The organism is Nocardioides rubriscoriae, assembly GCF_008087085.1.
Classification (GTDB): Bacteria; Actinomycetota; Actinomycetes; order Propionibacteriales; family Nocardioidaceae; genus Nocardioides; species Nocardioides rubriscoriae.
In genome coordinates this window covers 464,374-484,250 of sequence record NZ_VIYJ01000001.1, presented here as the reverse complement: position 1 = coordinate 484,250, position 19,877 = coordinate 464,374, and the positions used below count along the sequence as shown (strand labels likewise).

Annotated in this window: 19 protein-coding genes and 1 pseudogene; 9 read left to right on the top strand and 11 right to left on the bottom strand. The window is 72.7% G+C overall.

The genetic code is table 11. The annotated features are described in order from the left end of the window. Positions 1-2: 2 nt before the first annotated feature. Together FZC61_RS02345 and FZC61_RS02340 are read right to left on the bottom strand one after the other, a co-directional pair. Positions 3-776: a septum formation family protein gene (locus FZC61_RS02345; protein ID WP_170285941.1), complete on the bottom strand. Its 774-nt coding sequence runs from the start codon at positions 774-776 to the stop codon at positions 3-5. 95 nt (positions 777-871) lie between these two features. After that, entirely contained in the window at positions 872-1,369 is a 498-nt protein-coding gene (locus FZC61_RS02340; RefSeq protein WP_148612060.1) for a DUF2867 domain-containing protein, read from the bottom strand. 40 nt (positions 1,370-1,409) lie between these two features. Between FZC61_RS02340 and fbaA the strand changes: the two genes are divergently transcribed. Next, entirely contained in the window at positions 1,410-2,441 is a 1,032-nt protein-coding gene (gene fbaA / locus FZC61_RS02335; RefSeq protein WP_148612058.1) for a class II fructose-bisphosphate aldolase, read from the top strand. A gap of 21 nt (positions 2,442-2,462) precedes the next feature. On the opposite strand, the gene FZC61_RS02330 is transcribed toward fbaA, so the two are convergent. Next, on the bottom strand, positions 2,463-3,956 hold the full coding sequence (locus tag FZC61_RS02330) for a DHA2 family efflux MFS transporter permease subunit (protein ID WP_148612549.1): 1,494 nt from the start codon (positions 3,954-3,956) through the stop codon (positions 2,463-2,465). 126 nt (positions 3,957-4,082) lie between these two features. Here FZC61_RS02330 and FZC61_RS02325 point away from each other — a divergent pair, with 126 nt between their 5' ends. Then, positions 4,083-4,499, top strand: a complete 417-nt coding sequence (locus FZC61_RS02325) for a DUF3151 domain-containing protein (protein ID WP_148612056.1) — start codon at positions 4,083-4,085, stop codon at positions 4,497-4,499. A 140-nt stretch (positions 4,500-4,639) separates the two neighbouring features. Here FZC61_RS02325 and FZC61_RS02320 read toward each other — a convergent pair whose 3' ends face one another. The 3 genes from FZC61_RS02320 to FZC61_RS02310 form a co-directional block, all read right to left on the bottom strand. After that, positions 4,640-5,695, bottom strand: coding sequence for a type IV toxin-antitoxin system AbiEi family antitoxin domain-containing protein (locus FZC61_RS02320; protein ID WP_170285940.1), 1,056 nt, complete (start codon positions 5,693-5,695; stop codon positions 4,640-4,642). Between the two features lie 179 nt (positions 5,696-5,874). Next, entirely contained in the window at positions 5,875-7,389 is a 1,515-nt protein-coding gene (gene lysS / locus FZC61_RS02315) for a lysine--tRNA ligase (RefSeq protein WP_148612052.1), read from the bottom strand. 10 nt (positions 7,390-7,399) lie between these two features. Beyond that, on the bottom strand, positions 7,400-8,317 hold the full coding sequence (locus FZC61_RS02310) for a diacylglycerol/lipid kinase family protein (protein WP_148612050.1): 918 nt from the start codon (positions 8,315-8,317) through the stop codon (positions 7,400-7,402). Positions 8,318-8,432: 115 nt separating this feature from the next. Here FZC61_RS02310 and FZC61_RS02305 point away from each other — a divergent pair, with 115 nt between their 5' ends. Continuing rightward, positions 8,433-9,722 carry an adenylosuccinate synthase gene (locus FZC61_RS02305; protein WP_148612048.1) on the top strand — a complete coding sequence of 430 codons (1,290 nt, stop codon included), beginning with the start codon at positions 8,433-8,435 and terminating at the stop codon, positions 9,720-9,722. A gap of 30 nt (positions 9,723-9,752) precedes the next feature. Here the strand turns inward: FZC61_RS02305 and FZC61_RS02300 are convergent, their stop codons facing one another. Continuing rightward, positions 9,753-10,955, bottom strand: a complete 1,203-nt coding sequence (locus FZC61_RS02300; protein ID WP_148612046.1) for an FG-GAP repeat domain-containing protein — start codon at positions 10,953-10,955, stop codon at positions 9,753-9,755. Between FZC61_RS02300 and FZC61_RS22890 the strand changes: the two genes are divergently transcribed. Further along, complete coding sequence (locus tag FZC61_RS22890) at positions 10,933-11,070, top strand: hypothetical protein (RefSeq protein ID WP_170285939.1); 138 nt, start codon at positions 10,933-10,935, stop codon at positions 11,068-11,070. The genes FZC61_RS02300 and FZC61_RS22890 overlap by 23 nt on opposite strands. 312 nt (positions 11,071-11,382) lie before the next feature. Here the strand turns inward: FZC61_RS22890 and FZC61_RS24055 are convergent. Beyond that, a pseudogene (locus FZC61_RS24055) lies at positions 11,383-11,928 on the bottom strand (protein kinase domain-containing protein); the annotation flags it as partial. Continuing rightward, positions 11,922-14,120: a protein kinase domain-containing protein gene (locus FZC61_RS23885; RefSeq protein ID WP_148612044.1), complete on the bottom strand. Its 2,199-nt coding sequence runs from the start codon at positions 14,118-14,120 to the stop codon at positions 11,922-11,924. The gene FZC61_RS23885 and the pseudogene FZC61_RS24055, both read right to left, overlap by 7 nt. Positions 14,121-14,231: 111 nt before the next feature. Here FZC61_RS23885 and purD point away from each other — a divergent pair, with 111 nt between their 5' ends. The 4 genes from purD to FZC61_RS02270 all read left to right on the top strand — a co-directional run bounded on the left by purD (position 14,232) and on the right by FZC61_RS02270 (position 18,365). Next, the gene (purD, locus tag FZC61_RS02285; RefSeq protein WP_148612042.1) at positions 14,232-15,470 is read left to right on the top strand and encodes a phosphoribosylamine--glycine ligase; all 1,239 of its coding nucleotides are present in this window, start codon (positions 14,232-14,234) and stop codon (positions 15,468-15,470) included. 123 nt (positions 15,471-15,593) lie between these two features. Continuing rightward, positions 15,594-16,142, top strand: a complete 549-nt coding sequence (locus tag FZC61_RS02280) for a Uma2 family endonuclease (protein ID WP_148612040.1) — start codon at positions 15,594-15,596, stop codon at positions 16,140-16,142. A gap of 133 nt (positions 16,143-16,275) precedes the next feature. Next, positions 16,276-17,694, top strand: coding sequence for an adenylosuccinate lyase (gene purB, locus FZC61_RS02275; RefSeq protein WP_425465803.1), 1,419 nt, complete (start codon positions 16,276-16,278; stop codon positions 17,692-17,694). Positions 17,695-17,786: 92 nt separating this feature from the next. Next, complete coding sequence (locus FZC61_RS02270) at positions 17,787-18,365, top strand: antibiotic biosynthesis monooxygenase (protein WP_148612036.1); 579 nt, start codon at positions 17,787-17,789, stop codon at positions 18,363-18,365. A 39-nt stretch (positions 18,366-18,404) separates the two neighbouring features. Here FZC61_RS02270 and FZC61_RS22885 read toward each other — a convergent pair whose 3' ends face one another. Both FZC61_RS22885 and FZC61_RS02265 read right to left on the bottom strand, forming a co-directional pair. Next, positions 18,405-18,554, bottom strand: coding sequence for a hypothetical protein (locus tag FZC61_RS22885; RefSeq protein WP_170285938.1), 150 nt, complete (start codon positions 18,552-18,554; stop codon positions 18,405-18,407). 119 nt (positions 18,555-18,673) lie between these two features. Beyond that, on the bottom strand, positions 18,674-19,294 hold the full coding sequence (locus FZC61_RS02265; RefSeq protein ID WP_148612034.1) for a hypothetical protein: 621 nt from the start codon (positions 19,292-19,294) through the stop codon (positions 18,674-18,676). Between the two features lie 89 nt (positions 19,295-19,383). Between FZC61_RS02265 and FZC61_RS02260 the strand changes: the two genes are divergently transcribed. After that, positions 19,384-19,872, top strand: a complete 489-nt coding sequence (locus tag FZC61_RS02260; protein ID WP_148612032.1) for a hypothetical protein — start codon at positions 19,384-19,386, stop codon at positions 19,870-19,872. The last annotated feature ends 5 nt before the right edge of the window (positions 19,873-19,877 follow it).

The following is a 19,877-nucleotide window of genomic DNA, read 5'->3' as shown; positions in this document are numbered from 1 at the left end:
GGTCAGCGCCGGGTGGCGGTCGTGCAGACGAAGTACTTGAAGCCGGCCTTCCACTGCTCCTGGGACGGCCCGAACACGGTCCACCGCTGACCCGCCACCGGCCTGCACCGACGCTCCGCGACGCGCTGGCGCTTCGCCTGGGAGGGGTAGGCGCGCCCCGTCATCGAGTAGACGCTCCTGGCGCGGAACCGGTGGGCTCGGCTGCAGGACAGCGGGCGGAAGCCGCCGGCCCGGCCGGTGTAGCAGCGGGCCTCGACGTCGGGGAACGGGGTCGTGCCCAGCGCGGGGGTCTTGGCCTCGGGCAGCGGCACGAGGCTCTTGCCGCCGCTCAGAGCGAGGTCGCAGCGCACCCACCGCGCACCGGCGTCGATCTGCTGCTGGGTCGGGGCGAACCAGACGTAGAAGTAGGCCGAGAGCAGTCGCTTCTTGATGTTGGTGCTGACCGCCGTCGCGTAGGCGGGGACGCACTTGCGGGTGACCACCTTGCTCAGGGCGTCGTTGTCGCCCATGTCGACGCCGTCGGGCACCGACGGGACCGCGAAGGTCCGCGAGGTGTGCGACGTCGCGCAGTCGACGACCGGGTCGGGGTCGGTCGCCTTCGCGGCCTCGGCCAGCGTCAGCGCGTGGCAGCTGCCGACGGCCGGCTTGTCGGCCGTGGCGCGGGCCTGGACGGTCGCACCCGCGGCGTACGACGCCGCCGGGGGGTTGAGCAGGGCGCCGGCGAGGGCGGCGACGAGCACCGCGCCGCCGAGGGCGCGCAGGGGGGAGGTCTTCACGAGATGTCCTTCTGTCCGAGATGGCCGAGTCGCAAGGACCCTAGACGAGGACCACCCGCGCGCGGAGGAGAACGCCCGATCGTCGTGGCGGACGATCAGCACGCCGCGGAGGTCGCGTCACGGCGGCGCAGCACGGTGAGCAGGTGCAGCATCAGCAGCTCGCTGACCGCCTCACGCGCCGGCAGGTCGACCAGCTCGTAGACCCGCCCCACGAGACCACGCGGGCTGAGCGTGACGGTCAGCTCGACCTCGGCGCCCTGGCCGTGCGGCCGGGTCCGGACCTCGAGGGTGACGCGGCCCGGCGAGCGCACCCGGGCGACGAGCACGAGGTGGCGGGAGCGGTGGTCGGCGTCGACGACCTTCCAGAACCCCACCTCGTCGCCGGTCGCGAGCCGCGGACGTCCGGGTGGCTCGCGGCGCAGCGCCGGGCCCAGGGCGAGCCGGTCGATCCAGCGCCGCACCACCAGGGGTGCGGCGTCGACGTACCACTGCGGGCCGCTCTCGCCCGACACGACGACGTCCCAGGCGGCGGTGGGGTCGAGCGCGACGACGGCCGAGCGTCGTGACGTGTGGAGTGTTCGGGCGCGACGCATGACGATGAATCTACGCAGGGGTTGGCACTAGGTTGGGGTCATGCCTATCGCCACCCCTGAGAAGTACGCCGAGATGCTGGACGCCGCGAAGGCGGGCTCCTACGCGTTCCCGGCCATCAATGTGTCGTCCTCGCAGACCCTCAACGCGGCCCTCCAAGGGTTCGCCGACGCCGGGAGCGACGGCATCATCCAGGTTTCCACCGGCGGCGCGGAGTACCTCTCCGGCCCGCAGGTCAAGAACATGGTCTCGGGCTCGCTCGCCTTCGCGGCGTACGCCGCCGAGGTCGCCAAGAGCTACCCCGTCAACATCGCCCTGCACACCGACCACTGCCCCAAGGACAAGCTCGACGGCTTCGTCCGCCCGCTGCTCGACCTGTCGATCGAGCGGGTCAAGGCCGGCCACGCCCCGCTGTTCCAGTCGCACATGTGGGACGGCTCGGCCGTGCCCCTCGACGAGAACCTCTCGATCGCCGCCGAGCTGCTCGAGAAGTGCATCGCGGCCAGGATCATCCTCGAGATCGAGGTGGGCGTCGTCGGCGGCGAGGAGGACGGCGTCGAGGCCGAGATCAACGACAAGCTCTACTCGACCCCCGAGGACGCCATCGCCACTGCCAAGGCCCTGGGCTACGGCGAGCAGGGTTACTACATGACCGCGCTGACCTTCGGCAACGTGCACGGCGTCTACAAACCGGGCAACGTCAAGCTGCGGCCGTCGGTGCTGCGTGACGCCCAGGCCGCGGTCGTGGAGGAGTTCGGCCTCGAGAAGGGCGCCAAGCCCTTCCACCTGGTCTTCCACGGTGGTTCGGGCTCCTCGCCCGACGAGATCGCCGAGGCCCTCGACTACGGCGTGGTCAAGATGAACGTCGACACCGACACGCAGTACGCCTTCACCCGCCCGGTCGCCGCCCACATGATGATCAACTACGACGGCGTGCTGAAGATCGACGGCGAGGTCGGCAACAAGAAGATGTACGACCCGCGCGCCTGGGGCAAGGCTGCCGAGGCCGGCATGGCCGCCCGGGTCGTCGAGGCGTGCGAGAACCTGCGCTCGTCGGGCAGGTCCCTCGGCTGAGCCCGTGAGGTCCCGGCCGGCTCAGTCGGCCGGGACCCCCGCGGTGGCCGGGGGCCGGGCGGCGGTGGGCGCGAACCCCGCGTGCTGGGGGCGCTCGAAGAACAGCACGGCCACCAGCCCGATGAGGAACGCGAACGCCGGCAGGTAGAGCGACTGGCCCATCGCCTCGGCGTACGGCGCCTGCACGACCTCGGGCAGGCGCTGCAGTCGGCCCTCGCCGCTGCCGCCGGTGCCGAGGCCCTGGGCGACCAGACGGGCGTCGATGAGGACCGCGATGCCGGCGGCGCCGACGACGGCACCGAGCTGGCGGGTGGCGTTGTAGACGCCGGACCCGGCGCCGGCGAGCTGGCCGGGCAGGTTGCGGGTCGCGGTCGCGGAGTTGGGCGCCCAGACGAAGGCGTTGCCGACGCCGAAGAGGGCCATCGGGGCGATCACGGTCCAGATCGCCGAGTCGGGGGTGATGCCCTGCACGAGCCAGATCAGCGACACGAACAGCGACACGAAGCCGAAGCTGACCAGGTAGCGGGGGTGCACCCGGTCGGTGAGCCCGCCGACGACCTTGGCGAGCCCGATCGTCATGATGGCCATCGGCGCCAGCAGCAGCGCGGCCTGGGTCGGGCTGTAGCCACGGACCAGCTGGGCCCACAGCATCAGCGGGATCGCGACCGAGGTGATCGAGAACCCCATGACGGTGATCGCGACGTTGGCCAGCGAGAAGTTGCGGTCGCGGAACAGGTGCAGCGGCACCAGCGGCTCGGCCTTGTTGCGCGCCTGCCAGAGCACGAAGCCTCCGAGGACGACCAGGCCGCCGGCGATCATGGTCCACACCAGGGTGCTCCAGTCGAGCTGCTCGCCCTCCTGGATGCCGAAGACGAGCAGGAACATGCCGACCCCGGACAGCGCCACCCCGAGCCAGTCGAAGCGGTGGCTGCGGGTCTCGAGGGTCGGCACCAGCCGCCAGGCCAGGACGAAGCCGACGACGCCGATCGGCACGTTGATGAAGAAGATCCACTCCCAGCCCGCGACGTCGACCAGGACGCCGCCCAGGATCGGTCCGACCAGCGTCGCGACGCCGGCGGTCGCGCCCCACAGCGCCATCGCCTTGCCGCGGCGCTCGGCGGGGAAGATCCGGGTGATGATCGCCATCGTCTGCGGGGTGATCATGCTGGCGCCGAGACCCTGGACGACGCGGGCGATGATGAGGCCCTCGATCGTGCTGGTCAGGCCGCACGCGAGGCTGGCCAGGGTGAACACCGTCAGGCCCGCGAGGTAGAGGTTCTTGGGGCCGTAGCGGTCGCCGAGACGGCCCGTGATGAGCACCGGGACGGCGTAGGCCAGCAGGTAGGCGCTGGTCACCCACACCACGGCGTTGACGTCGGAGCCGAGGTCCTCGATGAGGGCCGGGGTCGCGACCGACACGATCGTCGAGTCGACGAGGATCATGAAGAAGCCCAGGCACAGGGCGAAGAGGGCCGGCCAGGGGTCCTTGTCCTGGCGCGCGAGGTCGGTGGTCATGGGGTCGGTGCGGGTCACGATCGCAGTGAACACCCTGGCGGGGACATTCCTTCCCACCCCTCGGCATTCCTTCTGCGGGGGCGCCCGGCCGGGCAGGCGTCGCGACGTAGGCGCCATGATGGGGCCATGAGCTCCTTCGGCGACCTGATGGCCGGCCCCCCGCCGACCCACCTGCCCCCCGACCCCGCGGCCGACGCCCTCGCGTCCGGCTCCACGCCCATCGACGTCGTGCGGACCCACCCCGCCTCGCCTGTCGCCTGGGCCGCCCTGGCCTCGGAGTCGGTGGCGGCCGACGCCGACGCGGTGACCGTCTACGCCTACGCCCGCGTCGGCTACCACCGCTCCCTCGACATGTTGCGCCGCAACGGCTGGAAGGGCCACGGCCCGGTGCCGTGGGAGCACGAGCCCAACCGCGGCTTCCTGGTGTGCCTGTCCCTGCTCGCCAAGGCCGCCCGCGCCATCGGCGAGGACGACGAGTGGGAGCGCTGCTCGGAGTTCCTGCGCGACTCCAGCCCCACGGCGTACGACGAGCTGCTGGGCTGAGCGGGCGGCGGCCGCGGCGTGCCGGTCGCGCATGTAACTGACTGTTCATCACAGATCCTGGGCGCTCTAGCGCTCGACCTGTGCCGCGAACAGTCAGTTACATCTGCTCGTCGACGTCAGGGACCCTGCGCAGGACCGGCTCACGAAGCGTCCGGCCGGTCCTCGCGGGCGCGGATCTCGCGGGCGACCCGGTCGAGGCGGTCGGGCAGGACGTTGTCGCCGAACCGCTCGATGGTGTGGGCGACCTCGGCCCGCACGCGGGCCTGCGCCGCGACACGGTTGCTGCCGAAGAAATCGGCCCAGTAGAGGTTGCAGAGGGCCAAGCCGTCCGTGGCGACCAGCCGCTCGCGCTTGCGGTCCTCCCAGAGGACCTCTGCCGCTGACGTCGAGGCGACGCCGCCGTCCGCGGGCGACAGAACCTTGATCTTGCCGTGCACCTCGAAGACCACGCGTCCGATCCGAAGGTCGCACCACGCGATGCGGCCGTCAGAGCGTTGCCTGGGCCACTGCAGGTCGACGTCGCCCAGGCCGAGCTCCTGCAGGAAGTCGCGGGCCAGCACCTCGGCGGCGCTCTGCGAACGGTGGTCGGCATGTTCGATGACGTCGCGGACGACGGTGATGTGCCGCCAGCTCGCCATGGCGTCGGCGACGTTCCACAGCGCCGCCTTTGGCAGCCCCCGGCGCAACGCCGAGTCAGCCGTGACGAGCCCCGCGCGGTAGCCGTGCTCGCGGGCGATGTCGACGACGGTCCTGGCCTCGCCGAGCACCTTCAGCCCCCCGACCTCGACCACGTCGTCGTCGGCGAAGCGGGCGAGGTGGTGCTTGACCCGGCCCCGGACCCACGCGTTGGCGCTGCCGCGGCCGGTCACGTGGACGAACGGCCCCGGTGGTCCGTACGGCGCCAGGTAGTCCAGTCGCAGGGCGTGCACGCTGGAGTCGTGGCTGAGCACGACGTCGCGCTTCATGACCATCAGGGCTGCGCGGGCCCGCAGGAGCGGCTGACCGTGCCAGGGGTCGAGCGCGCGCCAGACCACGGCGTCGACGTACACGCCGCGGTGCAGGACCAGCCACAGGCGCTCGCGCAGCATGTGCGTGATGTAGGTCTGCGACATGCCGAGGTCGCGTGCCTGTCCGGGCGTGATCAGACCGTGGTGGGACGCGAGGTGGGCCACCACGCGCGGGTTGAGGTGCGTCATGGGTGCTCTGGTGCCGCACTCGTCGCCGGTTGAACCCTGCGCTTGTCCGGCCTGTGGAGAACCTTCTTGGGGGGCCCGGGACGGCGAACATGTAACTGACTGTTCGGCGTACATCCTGGGCGCTCTACCGCTCGACATGAGCGATGAACAGTCAGTTACATGCGCTGGCCGCCGCGGGCCTAGCGCGCCTCGCGCCGCAGGTGCGGGAAGAGGATGGTCTCGCGGATGCCGACGCCGGTGAAGAGCATGATCATCCGGTCCAGGCCGAGGCCGAGGCCGCCCATGGGCGGGGCGCCGTACTCGAGGGCGCGCAGGAAGTCCTCGTCGACCTGCATGGCCTCGGGGTCGCCGCCGGCGGCGAGGAGCGACTGGGCCTCGAGCACCTGGCGCTGGATCACCGGGTCGATCAGCTCGGAGAAGGCGGTGCCGCGCTCGACGCCGCCGATGATGAGGTCCCAGGCCTCGATGAGGCCGGGCTTGGAACGGTGCGGTCGGGCCAGGGGCTGGGCCGAGGCGGGGTAGTCGCACAGGAAGGTCGGCTGGACCAGGGTCGGCTCGACGAGCTCGGAGAGCAGCTCGAGGACGAGCTTCTCGGCGCCCCACGCGGGGTCGAACTCGAGCGAGTGCTGCGCGAGCAGCTCGCGCAGCCGCGCGGCGGGGGTCGTGGTCGTGACCTCCTCGCCCACCGCGGCGGACACCGCGTCGTAGACGGGCAGCCACGGCCACTCGCCGTCGAGGTCGACGAGCCCGGCCGGCGTCTCGACGCGGCGCGAGCCGATGGCGTCGGCGGCGGCGAGGAACATGTCGCGCATCAAGGCGGCCATCGTGAACTGGTCGCCGTAGGCCTCGTAGACCTCGAGCATCGTGAACTCGGGGGAGTGCGTGGAGTCGGCGCCCTCGTTGCGGAAGATCCGCCCGATCTCGAAGACCCGGTCGACGCCGCCGACGACGGCCTTCTTGAGGTTGAGCTCGAGCGCGATCCGCAGGGTCATGTCCTGGTCGAACGCGTTGTGGTGGGTGTGGAACGGCCGCGCGTTGGCGCCGCCGTGGACCAGCTGCAGGACGGGGGTCTCGATCTCGAGGTAGCCCTGCTCCTCGAGCGTACGACGCACCGCGCGGGTGATCGCCGAGCGCTCGCGCACCATGTCGCGCGCCTCCTGGCGCACGATCAGGTCGGCGTAGCGCTGGCGGACGCGCGCCTCCTCGGACAGGTCCTTGTGGAGCACCGGCAGCGGGCGCAGCGCCTTGGAGGCCATCTGCCACGACGACGCCATCACCGACAGCTCGCCGCGGCGCGAGGAGATGACGCGACCGGAGACGAAGACGTGGTCACCGAGGTCGACAGTGCGCTTCCAGGCCTCGAGGGCCTCCTCGCCGACCTCGGCCAGCGACAGCATCACCTGCAGCCGGGTCCCGATGCCCTCCTGCAGCGTGGCAAAGCACAGCTTGCCGGTGTTGCGCACGAACATCACGCGCCCGGCGACGCCGACGACGTCCTGGGTCTCCTCGCCGGTCTCGAGGTGGGCCCACTGCCCGCGCACCTGCGCGAGCGTGTGGGTGCGGGGCACCGCGACGGGGTAGGGCTCGTGGCCCTCGGCCAGCAGCCGCTCGCGCTTGTCGCGGCGGACGGCTTCCTGGGACAGGTCGTCGTCGGCCGGGGCGGCGTCGGGGGTGGCGGCGGGCTCGTCACTCATGGGCGCGAGGCTATCGAGCGGGCAGCACCATCTCGTACGCCGCCCGCTGCAGTCGCCAGGACCGGTGCCGCTCGGGGCCGGAGATCTCGCCGTCGGCGCTGATCCAGAACTCCTCGCCGGTGACGGTGACCGACTGGCCGCGCAGGTAGTCGACGTCGGCGTGCTCGGGGTGGCTGCCCAGGGCCAGGCGGGAGGCGTAGACGAGCCGGGAGACCGGGCCGGTCGCCCGCGAGACCATCAGGTCGAGCCGGCCGTCGTCGGCCTCGGCGTCGGGCACCAGGTCGGTGCCGCCGCCGACCGACGAGCCGTTGCCGACCGCGACCTGCAGGACCTGGGTGTCGAGGTCGGTCACGACCTCGCCGTCGAGCTCGACGCGCAGCCGGATGACCGGCGGGTTCCACGCCGTGATGGCAGCACCGATCGGGTAGCCGAGCTTGCCGAGGTTGAGGCTGCCCACCCCGACGGAGCCCAGGCGCTCCTTCCACCGGTGGGCGCGGCGGCTGGCGGCGGCACCGGCGCCGACGTGGACGTTGTTGACGACCACCTCGCCGACCTCGTCGACGATCAGGTCCATCGCGCGCGGGGTGCCCTCGAGCAGGACCTGCGCCGCGTCCTCGACGTCGAGGGGGAGGCCCAGCCCGCGGGCGAAGTCGTTGCCGGTGCCGAGGGGGAGCAGGCCGATGACGTTCTTGCCGAGGTCGTTGCGCTTGTGCAGCGCGGAGATGACCGCGTGCATGCTGCCGTCGCCGCCGGCCACCACGATCGTGCGCGAACCGGCGCGGTGCAGGACGCCGTCGAGCTCACCGGGCTCGGAGGTCGCCTCGACCTCGACCGAGGTGTGCGGGCGCAGCACGGCCAGGGCGCGCTCGAGGTTCTCCTCGTCGGACGTGCCGGCCGAGGAGTTGGTGATGACGAGCAACGGGTCCACGTCGAGAACCTAACGGACGCGGTCGGCCCGGGGCTTGGTAACGTACCGACGCAAGAGCCCCGGCCGCTGTTGCCCCGGGGTTCCGACGTTTTTCTCTCAGCTTTGGAGTGTGCACATGCCCGCGATCGCGATCATCGGCGCCCAGTGGGGCGACGAGGGCAAGGGCAAGGCGACCGACCTGCTCGGCAGCCGCGTCGACCACGTCGTCAAGTTCAACGGCGGCAACAACGCCGGCCACACGGTGGTGATCGGCGACGAGAAGTACGCACTCCACCTGCTGCCGTCGGGCATCCTGAGCCCCAACTGCACCCCCGTGATCGGCAACGGCGTCGTCATCGACGTCGAGGTGCTCTTCGAGGAGCTCGACGCGCTGTCGGCCCGTGGGGTCGACGTCAGCAAGCTCAAGGTCAGCGCCAACGCCCACGTGATCCCGAGCTACAACAAGGCGGTCGACAAGGTGACCGAGCGCTTCCTCGGCTCGCGGCGCCTCGGCACCACCGGGCGCGGCATCGGGCCGACGTACGCCGACAAGATGAACCGCATCGGCATCCGCGTCCAGGACCTCTTCGACGAGAGCATCCTGCGCAAGAAGGTCGAGGGCGCCCTCGACCTCAAGGGTCAGGTGCTCACCAAGATCTACAACCGCCGCGCCCCCGAGGTCGAGGAGATCGTCGAGGAGCTGCTGGCCTACGCCGAGCGCCTCGCGCCGATGGTGTGCGACACCGGGCTGTTCCTCAACCAGCGCCTCGACGCCGGCGACACCGTGCTGCTCGAGGCCGGCCAGGCCACGCTGCTCGACGTCGACCACGGCACCTACCCGTTCGTCACGTCGTCGTCGTGCACCGCCGCCGGCGCCTGCACCGGCTCGGGCATCCCGCCGATGCGGCTCGACCAGGTCGTCGCCATCGTCAAGGCCTACACGACCCGCGTCGGTGAGGGCCCGTTCCCGACCGAGCTGTTCGACGACTCGGGCGAGCACCTGCGCAAGATCGGCGCCGAGTACGGCACGACCACCGGTCGCCCGCGCCGCTGCGGCTGGTACGACGCGGTCATCGCCCGCTACGCCGCCCGCGTCAACGGCGTCACCGACTTCGTGCTCACCAAGCTCGACGTGCTCACCGGCATCGAGCAGGTCCCGGTGTGCGTGGCCTACGACGTCGGCGGCGTGCGCCACGACGAGATGCCGGTCAACCAGAGCGACTTCCACCACGCCGTGCCGATCTACGAGTACCTCCCCGGCTGGTGGGAGGACCTCTCCGAGTGCCGCACCTTCGAGGAGCTGCCCGCCAACGCGCGCGCGTATGTCGAGGCCGTCGAGGCCATGTCGGGCGCGCGCATCTCGGTCGTCGGCGTGGGCCCGTCGCGGGCCGCCACCATCGTGCGGCACGACCTGCTGCCGGGCTGACGACTCAGCGGGCCCTAGACCTCCAGCCCGTCAGGGCACGCTCGGGCCGAGCAGGCCGAACGTGGTGTCGCCGACGCGCAGCGGCCCGGCCCACTCCAGGGCCGGTGTGAACGTCTGCCCGTCGCTGAGGAACGCGCCGCTGATGACGTAGTCGAAGTTGTCGTCGGAGCCGAGGGTCACGATGTCGTCGAAGCCGTCGCCGTTGACGTCGCTGATCGTCCAGTCGGTGATCGACACCGGGTCGACGGTGTCGGAGTTGTCGTACCACGAGGGCTGCTCGAAGGTGCTGCCGTCGTAGGACAGCACGTTGATGGCGGGCCCGTAGCTGGCGAAGCTCACGAGCTCGTCGGCGCCGTCGCCGTCGACGTCACCGACCTTGACCGAGTTGGTGGCGTAGCCGCCGTTGTCGAAGGTGAACGCGCTGCCCGCGACGGCGAACGACGCGCCGTCGCTGGTGAGCAGCTCGCCCATCGGCGTCGCGGAGTCTCGGTCGGTGGTGTTGTGGAACAGGTCGGCGTCGCCGTCGCCGTCGACGTCGGCCAGCGCGATGCGTCCCTCGGAGGCGAACAGGTCACCGGCGAACCAGGTCGTCGTCGCCGCGAACCGGCCGGTGCCGTCGCCGAGCGCCACGTCGACCTGCACCTTGGTCTTGGTGAGCGGGGTGAGCGCCGCCAGGTCGAGGTCGCCGTCGCCGTCGACGTCGCCCAGCGCCATCTGGACGTCGAGGCTGCTGATGACGTCGGGCGTGTCGGGGGTGGCGACGGGTGAGACGGCCGAGCCGGCGACCGAGACCGTGGCGGCCATCCGTGGCGGCGACCCCTGGATGCGCACCAGGTCGAGCCGGCCGTCGCCGTCGACGTCGCCGGACATGCCGGTCAGGCCGCTGCGGTTGCGGCGCACCTCGGGCTTGCCGAACGACGACGTGCCGTCGGAGGACAGGACGAACAGTCCGTCGAAGCTGAGCAGCGTGAGGTCGCCGAACCCGTCGCCGTCGATGTCGCCGCGCACGGCACCCGACGTGTCGGGCGTGACCGGCACGGGCGCGGTGGTCTCGGGCTCGGTCGGACCGGTGGCGGTGGGGTCGGCGGGGTCGGTGGTCGCCGGGTCGCTCGTGCTGGACGTCGGCACGGGGTCGGCGGGCCCGGCGCTCGGGGCGGGGTCGTCGCCGCCGGCGAGGACGGCGACCACGACGCCCACGACGAGCAGCAACGTGAGCGCGGCGGCGCCGGCCACGAGCAGCAGGGTCCGGTTCTTCTTCGCGCCGTTCGCGCCGTTCGCGCCCGCGGCGGGGTACGCGGCGGGGTACGCGGCGTACGGCGGGGCCTGGGGGACGCTGAGCGACTGGTAGGCGGGCGGGGGCGGCGGGGGCGGCGCGTGGACGGGAGGTGCGGGGACGGCGGGGGGGTGCGGAGAGGAGACCGGCGAAGGCCCGCAGCTCGGCGCGGACCTCAGCGGCCGAGGGCCGCTGCGCGGGGTCCTGGGCCATCGTGCGGGCGAGGACCTCGTTGAGCCGTCGGGTGGCGTCGTCGGTGCCGGGCACCTGGGGCACCGCACCGTCGTCGTGGGGCGGCCGTCCGGTGACGGCGTGGTGGAGCAGGGCCCCCAGGGCGAGGACGTCGTCGGCCTGGGTCGGGCCCTGGGTCCGGTCCTGGGCCGGGTCCTGGGTGGGCGCGACGCCGACGTCGCAGACCAGGACGTGGGGGCGGTCGAGGCGCTCGTCGCGCAGCAGCACGGTGCCCGGGTCGAGGTGGCCGTGCACGAGCCCGGCCTGGTGGACGTCGCGCAGCGCCTCGGCGACCTGGGAGGTCACGGTGGCCGCGACCGGGAGCGGCATCGGGCCGAGCCGGGCCAGCAGGGTGCCGAGGTCGCCGCCGGCGGCGTACTGGGTGGCGAGGAAGGGTCGCCCGTCCACGACCCCGTGGTCGAAGACCTGCACCACGTGGGACGACTCGACGCGGGCCAGGGCGGCGGCCTCGCGCTGGAAGGGCCCGGCGAGGTCGGGGCCGGACGTCGGGGCGGACGTCGGGGCGGACGTCGGGGCGGACGTCGGGGCGGTGACGGCGACCTTGAGCGCGACGGGGCGGCCCAGGCGCTGGTCAGTGGCCAGGTAGACGACCTCGGTGGGTCCCTGGGCGACGACCGAGTCGATCCGGTAAGGCCCGAAGGTCGTTCCGGGGCTCGGGGGCGGGGTTGCGGGGTTCACCATCGTGCGTCCTCCAGGAGCTCGAATCGTTCGTCGTCACCGTTGTCCTCGGCGGTGAACAGCTGGTCCCAGGCGAGCCACAGGCTGCTGGTGAAGGTGGTGCCGTCGGACAGGCCGGCCTGCACGCGGGCCGTGCCGCCGGGGCGGACCAGGCTCAGGGCCACCACGTCGTCGGTGTGGTCGCCGTCGACGTCGCTGACGGCCAGGTCGAGCGGGGTGGTGTTGACGTAGCGGATGCTGCCGGCGTTGCCGCGGGGGGTGATGGCGCCGTCGTCGACGTCGAAGAGGTTGAGCACGACGATCCGGGTGTCGAGGTCGGCGACGACCAGCTCGTCGAGACCGTCGCCGTCGACGTCGCCGCTGCGCAGGAAGAGGGTGGCCCCGGCCGAGGTGAAGGGGGCGCTGATCGGCTCGGCGAACCCGCCCGCGCCGTCGCCCAGCCGGATGTCGACGCTGCCGGGGTAGCCGTTGTCGTAGGTGCCGGTGAGGACCAGCGTCGCGAGGTCGACCCGGCCGTCGCCGTCGAAGTCACCCGGACGGATCCAGAGCAGGTCGAGGTCGTCGTCGAGGGTCAGCCGCTCCTGCGCGGGTCCGAAGCCGGTGCCGTCGAAGGTGCGGGTGCTGAGCACCAGCCGCTCGTCGACGACCTCGAGGTGGAGCAGGTCGTCGAGGCCGTCGCCGTCGAGGTCGGCCAGCGCGTCGTTGCTCGACACGTCCTGGCCGGGGTCGAGCTCGGCGTCGACGCGGCCGCCGCCGCTGAGGTCGCTGGACACGCTGATCGGGCCCTTGCCGCCGGGCCGGCGCAGGACCAGGACGTCCTCGGTGTCGTCGGCGTCGAGGTGGCCGCGCACCCGCCACGTCGGCAGCCCGGTGCGCGGGCCGAGGTCGTCGGTCCGGGGGTCGACGAGGGTGGACCCGTCGGAGGACCACGTCGTCGTCAGCAGCGCGTCGCCGTCGGCGGGGTCGTAGTCGGCGCTGACGTCGCCGAGCCCGTCGCCGTCGAGGTCGCCGGTGACCGGTCGGTCGCCCGGGGGCGGCACGGTGGCCGGGTCGGACGCCGCCCCGGACGTCGCCCCGGACGTCGCCCCGCTCGGGTCGGCGGTGCCGGGGTCGTCGGCGCTGTCGCCGCGGGTCAGCGCGAACGCCGTGACCCCACCGGCGACCAGCAGCGCCGCGGCGGCCGCGCCGGCCAGCGCCGTACGACGTCGGCCGGACGGGCGGCGGGGGGCGGGAGGTGGTGGGGTGGCCGGTCGTGGGGTGGCCGGTGGTGGGGTGGTCGGCGGTGGGGTCGAGGGGCGCACGCCGGTGTGCGGGGGGACCGTGGGGTCGTGCTGCACGACGGGCGGCAGCGGGGCGTCGGCCCCGGGCAGGTCGGCCGCGGCGAGCAGGGCGGCACGCATGGAGGCGGCGTCGGGGAAGCGGTCGGCGGGGTCCTTGGCCATGCTGCGCGTCAGCAGGTCGTTGACGGCGGTCGCCAGCGCCGAGCCGCCGACCAGCCGGGGCACCGGGTCGCGCTGGTGGGCCAGGGCGATCTCGACGTCGGTGCCGCGGTAGGGCGGGTGGCCGGTGAGGGTCGCCCACAGCAGGCAGCCGAGGGCGTAGAGGTCGGAGGAGGCGGTGGCCGGCACCCCGCGGCCGTTCTCGGGGGCCAGGTAGCTCCACGTGCCGGCGACCGCGCCGACCGCGGTGAGCCCGTCGGTGCCGGTGCGGGCGATGCCGAAGTCGCAGAGGTAGACGTGCGGCTCGTCGGCGGCGCGGTCGCGCACCAGCACGTTGGTCGGCTTGATGTCGCGGTGCACGATCCCGGCCCGGTGGGCGTCGTCGAGCGCGTCGGCCACCTGGGCGCACACGCGCAGCGCGTCGCCGGGCCGCAGCGGGCCCCGGTCGTGCAGGAGGGCACCCAGGTCGCCGCCGGCGACGTATTGGGTGGCGATGTAGGGGCAGCCGTCGAGGGTGCCGTAGTCGTAGATCGCGATGACGTGGGGCGAGGCGAGCCGGGCCAGGGTGGCGGCCTCGCGCTCGAAGCGCGTGCGGAACTCGGCGGCGCCGCCGAGGTCGGCCGCCACGACCTTGAGCGCCACCCGGCGTCCCAGGCCGGTGTCGGTCGCTCCCAGCACGACGCCCATGCCGCCGCGACCGACGACGTCGTCGATGCGGTAACGACCGAAGACCTGACCGACCTGGGGAAGTGCCACGAGACCGCCCTTACCCAGGATGTCGACGATCGACCCTCCGAGCGGGGTCGATCGCGGCACATCATGCCTCAGCACCCCCGGTGGGACGACGCGCCACTAGGGTCGTGTGCCGTGAAGATCCTCGTCATCGGACCCGGAGGTCGTGAGCACGCCCTCGCCCGGGCGCTCGCCTGCGACCCCACCGTCACCGAGGTGCACTGCGCACCCGGCAACCCCGGGATCGCGGCGGTGGCGACCCTGCACGACGTCGACCCGATCGACGGCGAGGCCGTCGCGGCGCTCGCCGACGCGCTCGGGGTCGACCTGGTCGTCGTCGGGCCCGAGGGTCCGCTGGTCGCCGGGGTCGCCGACGCCGTGACGACGCGCGGCATCCCGGTCTTCGGCCCGAGCGGTGCCGCGGCGCGGCTCGAGGGGTCGAAGGCCTTCGCCAAGGAGGTCATGGCGGCTGCCGGCGTACCGACGGCGGCGGCGCGGGTCTGCACCACGCCCGAGGAGGCCGCAGCGGCGCTCGACGAGCTCGGGTCGCCGTACGTCGTCAAGGACGACGGGCTGGCCGCCGGCAAGGGCGTCATCGTGACCGAGTCGCGCGACGAGGCGCTGGCCCACGCCGCCGGCTGCGAGCGCGTGGTGATCGAGGAGTTCCTCGACGGGCCCGAGGTGTCGCTGTTCGCGATCACCGACGGTCGCACCGTCTACCCGATGCAGCCCGCCCAGGACTTCAAGCGCATCGGCAACGGCGACCAGGGCCCCAACACCGGCGGCATGGGCGCCTACACGCCGCTGCCGTGGGCGCCCGAGGGCCTGGTCGACGAGGTGCTGCGCGACGTGCTGCAGCCGACCGTCGACGAGATGGCGCGTCGCGGCACACCGTTCGCCGGGCTGCTCTACGCCGGGCTCGCGCTGACCTCGCGCGGCACCCGCGTCGTGGAGTTCAACGCCCGCTTCGGTGACCCCGAGACCCAGCCGCTGCTGGCCCTGCTCGACGCGCCCCTGCTGCCGCTGCTGCTCGGCGCCGCCACCGGCACCCTCGCCGACGTCGCGCCGCCGGTGTGGAAGCCCGGCGCCGCCGTCGGCGTCGTGATGGCGTCGGCCGGCTACCCCGCCTCGTCGTCCTCGGGCGACGTGATCACCGGCGTCGACGCGGCCGAGGCCGTGCCCGGCGTCCACGTCATCCAGGCCGGCACCGCCCTGTCGGCGTCCGGCGACCTCGTCACCGCGGGCGGCCGGGTGCTCGCGGTCGTCGCGACCGGCGGGTCCGTCGCGCAGGCCCGCGCCGCGGCGTACGACGGGGTCGCGGCGATCTCGTTCGCCGGCGCCCAGCACCGCACCGACATCGCTGCGGGGATCTGAGTCCCGCAGCCTGTGGATGACCGCCGACGGGGGTCGGTGGGCTGCGCCAGGGTGGTCCCGGCCTCGTCCGGGGTCCACACTGGAGGGAGCACCGATGTGTCCGAGCCGATCGTGGGAGTTGCGATGTCCGTCGCCGAGGAGGGCCTGCAGCTTCTGCGCATGTCGTGGGACGACTACCTCCTGCTGCCGGAGAAGCCCAAGGCGGAGTGGGTCGACGGCGAGGTCGTGGTGAGCCCGCCGGTCTCCTACGAGCACGGCGATGCCGTGATCTCACTTGCGGTCGCCCTCCGCACGACGCTCACCGGGCTCCGCGTCGTCACCGAGGTCGGCGTCTGGTTGCCCCGCAACCGGTTGCGCGCCCCCGACCTCATGGTCGTGCAGCGCAGGCCGGAGGGCCGGTGGGTCACCGACCCGCCCGTGCTCGTGGTGGAGGTCCTCTCGCCGAGCACCCGCTCGGAGGACACGATGCGCAAGTCGGGCGACTACCTCTCCGCCGGCATCTCCCAGTACTGGGTCGTCGACCCCGACGCGCGGGCGATCGACGTGTTCGAGGCCGTCGACGGGGCCTGGGAGCGGGTGCTGCGCCTCGACGACGCGGCCCCGAGCGGTGACGTCGTCGTCGGCGGGCACGGCACGGTCCCGCTCTCCCTCGACGAGGTCTTCTCCGTCTGAACGTGTCGCGGCCGTGGCGATCGGGTACGCCTGGGTGCCCGCCACGTCGTAATAGTCCCTGACGGAAATCAACGATCTCGACCCCGGATCCTTGATTTTCGTCAGGGACTACCGCCACGGGAGGATGAGGGGCGTGACCGTCCCCAACGTCCTGGCCACCCGCTACGCCGGGGCCGACCTCGCCGAGATCTGGTCGCCCGAGCACAAGATCGTGCTCGAGCGGCAGCTGTGGATCGCGGTGCTCAAGGCCCAGCGCGACCTCGGCATCGAGGTGCCCGACGGGGTCGTGGAGGCCTACGAGGCCGTCGTCGGCACGGTCGACCTGGCCTCCATCGCCGCCCGCGAGCGGGTCACGCGCCACGACGTCAAGGCCCGCATCGAGGAGTTCTCGGCCCTCGCCGGTCACGAGCAGATCCACAAGGGCATGACCTCGCGCGACCTCACCGAGAACGTCGAGCAGCTGCAGGTCAAGCAGTCGCTCGCCCTGCTGCGCGACCGCGCCGTGGCCACGCTCGCCCGCCTGGCCCGGTTGGCGGCCGAGCACGAGAACACCGTGATGGCCGGGCGCTCCCACAACGTCGCCGCCCAGGCCACCACGCTCGGCAAGCGCTTCGCGACGGTCGCCGACGAGATGCTGATCGGCCTGGAGCGGGTCGAGGAGCTGCTGGCGCGCTACCCGCTGCGCGGCATCAAGGGCCCGATGGGCACCGCCCAGGACATGCTCGACCTGCTCGACGGAGACGAGAGCCGCCTCGAGGAGCTCGAGCGCCGGGTCGCCGCCCACCTCGGCTTCGACCGGGTGCTCACCAGCGTGGGCCAGGTCTACCCGCGCTCGCTCGACTTCGACGTGCTCAGCGCCGTCGTCCAGCTGGTCGCCGGCCCCTCCAACCTCGCCACGACGATCCGGCTGATGGCCGGCAACGAGATCGTCACCGAGGGCTTCAAGGAGGGCCAGGTCGGCTCCTCGGCGATGCCCCACAAGATGAACACCCGCTCGTGCGAGCGCGTCAACGGCCTGGCCGTCGTCACCCGCGGCTACCTCTCGATGGTCGGCGAGCTGGCCGGCGACCAGTGGAACGAGGGCGACGTCTCCTGCTCCGTCGTACGCCGGGTGGCCCTGCCCGACGCGTTCTTCGCCGCCGACGGGTTGTTCCAGACCTTCTTGACCGTGCTCGACGAGTTCGGCGCGTTCCCGGCCGTCATCCAGCGCGAGCTCGACCGCTACCTGCCCTTCCTGGCCACCACCAAGGTGCTCATGGCCGCGGTGCGCAACGGGGTCGGCCGCGAGACCGCCCACGAGGCGATCAAGGAGGCGGCGGTCGGCACGGCGCTGTCGATGCGCCAGGGCCAGGCCGACAACGACGTCTTCGCCAAGCTCGCCGCCGACGAGCGCCTCGGCCTCACGACCGACCAGCTCGCGAGCCTGGTCGCCGACCCGATCACCTTCACCGGTGCCGCCGTCGCGCAGACCCAGGCGGTCTGCCGCCGGGTCGCCGAGGTCGCCGCCCGCCACCCGCAGGCGGCGGCGTACTCGCCTGGCGCGATCCTGTAGGTCGGCCGGTCCGCTCGGTCGTCCGCCCCACCGTGAGCGATGACTCACCCTCAGGCGGACGACCCGGGCGTCCGACACGGGACGATGGGGGCATGACTGCTCCCGTCACCGTCGCGATCACGCGCCACCTCGCCAACGGCCACGAGGCCGAGATGCGCACGTGGCTCAACGCCGGCATCGGGCTGGCCGAGAAGTTCCCCGGCTTCCTGGGCGCCGGCTGGGTGCGCACCGAGGCCGACTCGGAGGAGTGGCACATGCTCTACCGGTTCGCCGACCAGCAGTCCCTCGATCAGTGGGAGCACTCGGCGCAGCGCCAGTGGTGGCGCTCGGCGGCGTCCGGGCTGGGTGTCGTCGAGGCCCGCGTGGAGAAGCGCACCGGCATCGAGGGCTGGTTCGACGTACCGGCCTCGACGGTGCTCGAGTCCGCGGCCGCGCTGCCCACCCCGCCGCCGCGCTGGAAGCAGGCCACCACGATCTTCGTCGTGTTCTTCCCGCTCAGCGTGCTCGCCAACTACCTCTCGCGCGACCTCCTCGCCGACGTGGTCCTGCCCGTGCGGGTGCTCGCGACGGTGCTGGTGATGACGCCGCTGATGACCTACGTGTTCCTGCCGTGGATCACCCGCCGGCTGCAGTGGTGGCTGCAGGGCCAGCCGCCGCCGTGGCGCGCCTGAGCGACGCGGCGCACGGCGACGGCCGGCTGGGGCTGCGCGTCAGAGGTCGATGGGACGCAGCACCCGGTTGATGCCGTGGGCGACCTGCTTGTTGCCCCGGTCGAGGTCGAGCAGGGGCAGGATCGCGCGCGGGCCGGTGTCGTCGCGGTCGAGGTCGGCCAGGCGCACCGTGTCGCGGTCGGGTCGCACGCCGATGGGCGCGCCGATGGCGGTCTCGACGCTGGCCCGGTCGGCGGCGGCCGCCAGGACCTTCGGCGACGACCAGGGGCTCGGTGCCCTGGGCGGCCTGGGCCGTGGGCGAGCGGACCTCAGGCCCGGGCGTCGCCGCCCCAGTTGGCGAGCTTGGTCGCGACCAGGTGCAGGTCGGCGCGCCAGACGTCCTCGGGACCCGGCGGGATGATGTCGTCCCAGTCGACGGCGGTCGAGCCCAGCACGTGGGGCAGGCGCGCGGTGCGCGCGAAGAACCACTGGTGGAAGTGCGACCCTCCGTCGCCCCAGCGGTTGACGTGGACGCGCCCGATGTGGGGGAGGTTCTCGATGATGCGCACCAGGCGGTTGGTGATCCGGCCGAGCTGGGAGGCCAGCTCGTCGTCGAGCTCGCCCATGTCCTGGTGCTCGCGGGTGCTCAGCGTCAGCACCAGCGGCAGGCCGGAGGGGGCGCCGTGGTGGGTGAGCACCCAGAGCTCGTCCTCCCACACCACGCGGGCGGCGTCGACGCCGTCCTGGCACAGGCCGCACGGCTTGTCGGGGGACTCGCCGTAGCGGGGCTCCTCGTCGGCCGGCGGCGCGAGGGTGCGTGGTGCGATGACCCCGTCGACGACGGTCCACGGGAAGATGTCCCACCCGCCCTGGGCCGGCATCGGCAGGTGGCCGTCGGGTCCGACGGCCTCGACGATGCGTGCGTAGACGTCCTCAGCAGGCTCCGGCATGGCGACCATGCTGCCACCTGTCGGCAGGGGGTCGACGCGAGGGTCTTCCCCGATGCCCCCGGGTGCGAGGTCGTGTGAGCGTGGGTCCCATGACCCCTGTCTCCCGCACCGTCACGCTCCTCACCATCCTCGTGCTCGCCCTGGTCGGGCTGCTCGCCACTGCGGGTACGGCGTCGGCCGTCACCCAGTCCAGCGCCGAGTCGCAGCTGCGCGCCGCCGGCATCACCTGGTCGTCCTCGGGCGGCTGCACGACGCGCAGCGTCTCGACCTGCACCTCCTTCGAGGGCCTGCGCCAGACGTCGATCGACGGCGCCATCACGCTCAAGCGGGCCAGCGGCTGCGCCCTCAACATCACCGGGGGCACCGAGGTCGGCCACGCGTCGGGCACCTACAGCCACTACAACGGCTACAAGCTCGACTTCACCCGCACCACCTGCCTGACCAGCTGGGTGCACAGCACCTACAGCTACCAGGGCCTGCGCAGCGACGGCGCGCCCCTGTACAAGGCGGCGTCGGGCAACCTGTACGCCGACGAGGGCAACCACTGGGACGTCACCTACTTCTCCTGCGGCTGCTGACCGGG

Excerpts from the sequence above, each read along its gene's own strand:
- FZC61_RS02340 (WP_148612060.1), bottom strand. The coding sequence starts at position 1,369 with ATGCGTCGCGCCCGAACACTCCACACGTCACGACGCTCGGCCGTCGTC.
- fbaA (WP_148612058.1), top strand. The coding sequence starts at position 1,410 with ATGCCTATCGCCACCCCTGAGAAGTACGCCGAGATGCTGGACGCCGCG.
- FZC61_RS02330 (WP_148612549.1), bottom strand. The coding sequence starts at position 3,956 with ATGACCACCGACCTCGCGCGCCAGGACAAGGACCCCTGGCCGGCCCTC.
- FZC61_RS02325 (WP_148612056.1), top strand. The coding sequence starts at position 4,083 with ATGAGCTCCTTCGGCGACCTGATGGCCGGCCCCCCGCCGACCCACCTG.
- FZC61_RS02320 (WP_170285940.1), bottom strand. The coding sequence starts at position 5,695 with ATGACGCACCTCAACCCGCGCGTGGTGGCCCACCTCGCGTCCCACCAC.
- lysS (WP_148612052.1), bottom strand. The coding sequence starts at position 7,389 with ATGAGTGACGAGCCCGCCGCCACCCCCGACGCCGCCCCGGCCGACGAC.
- FZC61_RS02305 (WP_148612048.1), top strand. The coding sequence starts at position 8,433 with ATGCCCGCGATCGCGATCATCGGCGCCCAGTGGGGCGACGAGGGCAAG.
- FZC61_RS02280 (WP_148612040.1), top strand. The coding sequence starts at position 15,594 with ATGTCCGTCGCCGAGGAGGGCCTGCAGCTTCTGCGCATGTCGTGGGAC.
- FZC61_RS02270 (WP_148612036.1), top strand. The coding sequence starts at position 17,787 with ATGACTGCTCCCGTCACCGTCGCGATCACGCGCCACCTCGCCAACGGC.
- FZC61_RS02265 (WP_148612034.1), bottom strand. The coding sequence starts at position 19,294 with ATGCCGGAGCCTGCTGAGGACGTCTACGCACGCATCGTCGAGGCCGTC.
- FZC61_RS02260 (WP_148612032.1), top strand. The coding sequence starts at position 19,384 with ATGACCCCTGTCTCCCGCACCGTCACGCTCCTCACCATCCTCGTGCTC.